The 4,248-nt window shown below is 40.5% G+C and carries 5 protein-coding genes; 1 reads left to right on the top strand and 4 read right to left on the bottom strand.

The genetic code is table 11. The features are described from left to right. Window positions 1-264: 264 nt before the first annotated feature. The 4 genes from CAG57_RS16130 to CAG57_RS10230 form a co-directional block, all read right to left on the bottom strand. Window positions 265-1,062: a DUF6615 family protein gene (locus tag CAG57_RS16130; RefSeq protein ID WP_237665881.1), complete on the bottom strand. Its 798-nt coding sequence runs from the start codon at window positions 1,060-1,062 to the stop codon at window positions 265-267. Between the two features lie 150 nt (window positions 1,063-1,212). Beyond that, window positions 1,213-1,647, bottom strand: coding sequence for a GNAT family N-acetyltransferase (locus tag CAG57_RS10210; RefSeq protein ID WP_064626944.1), 435 nt, complete (start codon window positions 1,645-1,647; stop codon window positions 1,213-1,215). Between the two features lie 158 nt (window positions 1,648-1,805). After that, window positions 1,806-2,225, bottom strand: a complete 420-nt coding sequence (locus CAG57_RS10220) for a GNAT family N-acetyltransferase (RefSeq protein WP_161439522.1) — start codon at window positions 2,223-2,225, stop codon at window positions 1,806-1,808. A 146-nt stretch (window positions 2,226-2,371) separates the two neighbouring features. After that, window positions 2,372-2,848, bottom strand: coding sequence for a hypothetical protein (locus CAG57_RS10230; protein ID WP_161430730.1), 477 nt, complete (start codon window positions 2,846-2,848; stop codon window positions 2,372-2,374). Between the two features lie 917 nt (window positions 2,849-3,765). Here CAG57_RS10230 and CAG57_RS10235 point away from each other — a divergent pair. Beyond that, the coding region (locus CAG57_RS10235) for an IS110 family transposase (protein WP_161434001.1) at window positions 3,766-4,248 on the top strand (483 nt) is incomplete at its 3' end.

The following is a 4,248-nucleotide window of genomic DNA, read 5'->3' on the forward strand; positions in this document are numbered from 1 at the left end:
TTTGTCATTCTTTAAAATAACCAATTAAAACAATAAGTTAAAATCATAAAACATGTAAAATAGAAACTAACTTAAAAATGAAAAAGCATAAAAACACTTTAACTTTCAATATATTGCGGTCTTTTTCTCTACGGTTACATAACGCCCGCTTAAGGGGCAGCCAACGCAACTACCAACTTTTCGCATAACACCGTAATCACAAAAACCAACGCATAATAAAAATGCCGCGCGTTGGCTGTCCCTCTTGAAGCGTTTGTTATGTGGTTATTCGACCTCTTTAAATACTGTCACTCTTTTTAAGCGATCATCATGCATGTCAATGAAGTCATCATCTAATTTATTCTCCAGCATTTGAGTTACATAATATGGTGGTTCATTCCGGAGAAGCAGTTCAATATTTTGTTCACCCTGATTACCATCAGCGTTAACTGGCAACAGTCCATTTGACTTCGCATAACTTAGTGCCCGTGAGGGCAAGTCTGAACCACCATGCCCTGAGCAGCAAAAAATACAATGCATTGGTTTTAGGTCGTTGATAATTTGAGATAAGCGAGTTTCATTGTTCACTTGATATGCTTTTACTTTTTTGGTGCTCAGTAGAGCTGTTCCATAGTGGCGAACTGATGTTTTGTGTGTTCGGCACTTCCAAGGAGTATCATATTTCTTAGGATCCCAATTGGTATACATACAGTAAGCAGGAATCATGTTACCTTTAGCGGCATCTTGCACAAGTAAATCTACTTGCTGTCCATTTTTGTTTTTGTGATGTAAATGTTCATATTTTTCAGTATCTAATTTAAGTACTTTAGCTTGAATCCGCATTCCAAGCCATTTACCACTAGGTCCTGTAAACCACCATTCCCAATCAGCACCATTAAGTGATTCTTTATGTCGAGTAAAACTCTCGACGATCAACTTAGTGCCACCTAATTTTTTTATATTCAGTACTAAGAAATCAGTTATCGACTCCTCTCCAAGCTGAAAACCAAGGTTTCTAGCTTCTCTCAACTTGTTCCATGTCCATCCTGAGTTTTTAATTAAAATATCATCAATTTGCATCATAATTCTCTATCTAACCACATAACGCCCGGCTAAGGGGTTGACAACGCACCGCCGAACGCAAAAAACACACCGTAAACACTGAACTTCAATTTTGCACTAAAGTCGCCAAGCGTTGGCAATCCCTCTTGAGCCGTTTGTTATAAGCTGCCACTAAACGTTTGGATTACTTGAGTTATTAAACGAATACATGCGTATTTCATCCCTTGGAAACCAGCCTAATTTTTCGTAAAAATTTTGCGCATTAACATTATTGCTATAAACAAATAAATGCGTCTTTGAAACACCAATCGAAGTCAAAGCATCAACTGATTTTTCAACCAAAGCTTTACCTATTTTTTGGCCTCGAAATTCTGATGAAACAGCCAAATGTTGCAGATATCCTCTGCGACCATCGGTCCCAACGAGTACCGCACCAATAATTTTATTGCCGCTTAAAGCAACAAAACTTAGCCCAGAGTTTCGGTTAAGGTAACTTTCAATGCTTTGTTTAGAATCAGCATCTCTTAATGACAAGCTTTCCGTCTGGCACCACAGATCAATCACTGAATCGTAATCGGAAATATCCATTTCTCGAATTGTAATCACTAAAGCCTCCAAAGCTTATAACGCCGCGTTAAGGGGCAGCCAACGCAACTACCAACTTTCCGCATAACACTGTAACCACAAAAACCAACGCATAATAAAAATGCCACGCGTTGGCTGTCCCTCTTGAACGCTTTGTTATAAGCAAATAAAACCTTGATTTAATTGATTTTCAACTGCTCTGAACTAGATAAAACCCATGCACTATTATGAGATTCAAAACCAATTTTCGGATAATAACCTTGTGCTTTCGGTGCTGATAGTAAAACCAATTTACAACTTGGGCTCAACTCTTCTTTGGTCACTAAGATTAGATATTTACCTATACCATTGGATTGAACACTTTCATCAACAGCTAAATCAGACAAATAGTAGCAATAATGAAAATCTGTCACTGAACGAGCAACACCGACAAGTTGATCGTTCAGCCATGCGGTCACAATTAAATTAGAGTTATTGAGCATACCCTGAATAGTTGACTCATTATCCAAAGGACGCCGCTCACCCAATGAAGTTTTCTTCAGTAAACTCACGAATTGTTCAACTGAGATTGGATGGTTTACTTTGTACTCGATTTCCATTTTTCATCCTCTGGGGCTGAATTTGCTTATAACGCCCTGTTAAGGTGTGAGCAACGCAATACCGATGCTTCCGCATACCACCTTAAACACTAAAATCAACGCATAGTAAAAATGCCACGCGTTGCGAATCACTCTTAAACAGTTTGTTAGAGGTTTTTTATCGTGTACAGGAGTTTCTTGCCTTGCTCTGTCGGGATATAAAAGCCTTTATCATTTCTTTGTAACAAAGCTAAGTCTTCGAACTTTTCAAGCACTAAGCGTTCCGCTGTACACCCCACATAACCCTCGTCACCCATAGCCCGAGCAACATGCCTCATGAACATGACTTCTTCAGTCGAAAGCTGAGAAATAATGCGAGCAAAACTTAATGCTAGAAAATCGTTCTCATGTTGTTTTTCACCGACATCCTCAATTTTATGAGAAATAGCCGCCTCATTGGTCAGTTGCTCCAAAGCTTTCAATTTTACGCGTTGACCTAAAACATCGATTTCAAGTTCATGCGACTTAAGCGCTTTCTTAAACAGTTCTTGAAGTTCTTGTTTGAAGTGAAAAAGCACTACCAAAACAACCAGTGGCCAAACTAACACCTCTAAATATTTGAGAACTAACTCTGCGATTTCCACTAAACCTCCAAAACCTCTAACGCCCAATTAAGTAGCCCGAAACGCACTGGCTCACTTTCCGCATTGCTCGGCAACACGAATTTCAACGCAAACCAAAAGTGCTAAGCGTTGAGGGTCTGCTTGAATTGTTTGTTATGTTTTACCACAAATGACTGATTTATTTGGCAAAGAACTGCATTCTTAACCGGATTTTCTGAGCCGAATCACACGACAAAACTCACTTGGCCGCCAGATGAACGGAACATAAAACGCGTAAGTCCACTTCCCTGCCCAATGAGGCAACCCGACCAACGTTCAACAAGCGCCCTATCTTTCCAACCACAGCGCAAAACAATAGCAAATTGCCGAGGCAACTGCCAAGCCGATATGCCAATTGGCAAATACACTCAAAGCGACTTAGAGCCAGTGACACAAAACACAGCCACCACGACCTGAAAATGAAGCAAACCACGAACATTAGTATGTTTTACGGGCTGAGTGATTCATGAACTTGGGCCGACAATGCGGATTTGCTGAAGTAACTCGGACGAACTGCCAAAGGGACAAAGAACATAGATCGAAGAAACTTTAAGCCACTGAAATACAAGTAAACATAACGCCGCGTTAAGGGGTGAGCAACGCAACGACCAACTCACCGCATTACACTAAAAACTAATAAAATCAACGCATAACGAAAATGCCACGCGTTGCGAATCCCTCTTTAACGCCTTGTATGGATAATAAGTACTCCAATCGGGTAAGGTGAGACCCAGACTTTAGCTGCAACTAAAGTTCTTCTATCTGGTAGTTCGATTGAACGATGGCTCCTCAATTGAGAGACCGGTAACAAGTACGAACGCCAGATAGAACTCCAAGCACCACACTCGAATAGTCTTCTGGGTCTCGAGCCCGCATTTGCAAGCAAGAGTTAGCTTATTATGAATACAAACACACTTCAAAACATTAATGTCGGCGTTGATACTGGTAAGTCACAATTAGACATCTACATCCGACCACTCGATATTTACTTCACTGTCCCGAACACCGAAAAAGGCATCAGCGATGCCATAAAAACCATTAAGAAACACAAACCTCAACGTGTCGTCATCGAAGCTACAGGTCGATTAGAAATGCCTTTTATACTCGCCTGTGACAAAGCCAAATTACCTTATGTTATTGCCAACCCACTACGTATTAAAAGGTTTGCTGGTGCCATTGGTCAACGAGCTAAGAACGACCGTTTAGATGCCGCTCTCATCGCACATTATGCCGAACGTGTTCAGCCAGAACTGACCAAACTAAAAAGCGAAAACATACGTCTTATGAGTGACTTAGTCACAAGGCGTAACCAGCTACTCACCATGCAAACCATGGAAAGAAACCGACTACAAATATTACCTAAGAATATCTCGTCTACGATT

Source organism: Vibrio sp. V30_P3S12P165 (genome assembly GCF_009904905.1).
Lineage (GTDB): Bacteria > Pseudomonadota > Gammaproteobacteria > Enterobacterales > Vibrionaceae > Vibrio > Vibrio fujianensis.

What these genes read in the sequence shown, in the direction of transcription:
- CAG57_RS10220 (WP_161439522.1), bottom strand. Translation starts at nt 2,225, where the DNA reads ATGGAAATCGAGTACAAAGTAAACCATCCAATCTCAGTTGAACAATTC.
- CAG57_RS16130 (WP_237665881.1), bottom strand. Translation starts at nt 1,062, where the DNA reads ATGATGCAAATTGATGATATTTTAATTAAAAACTCAGGATGGACATGG.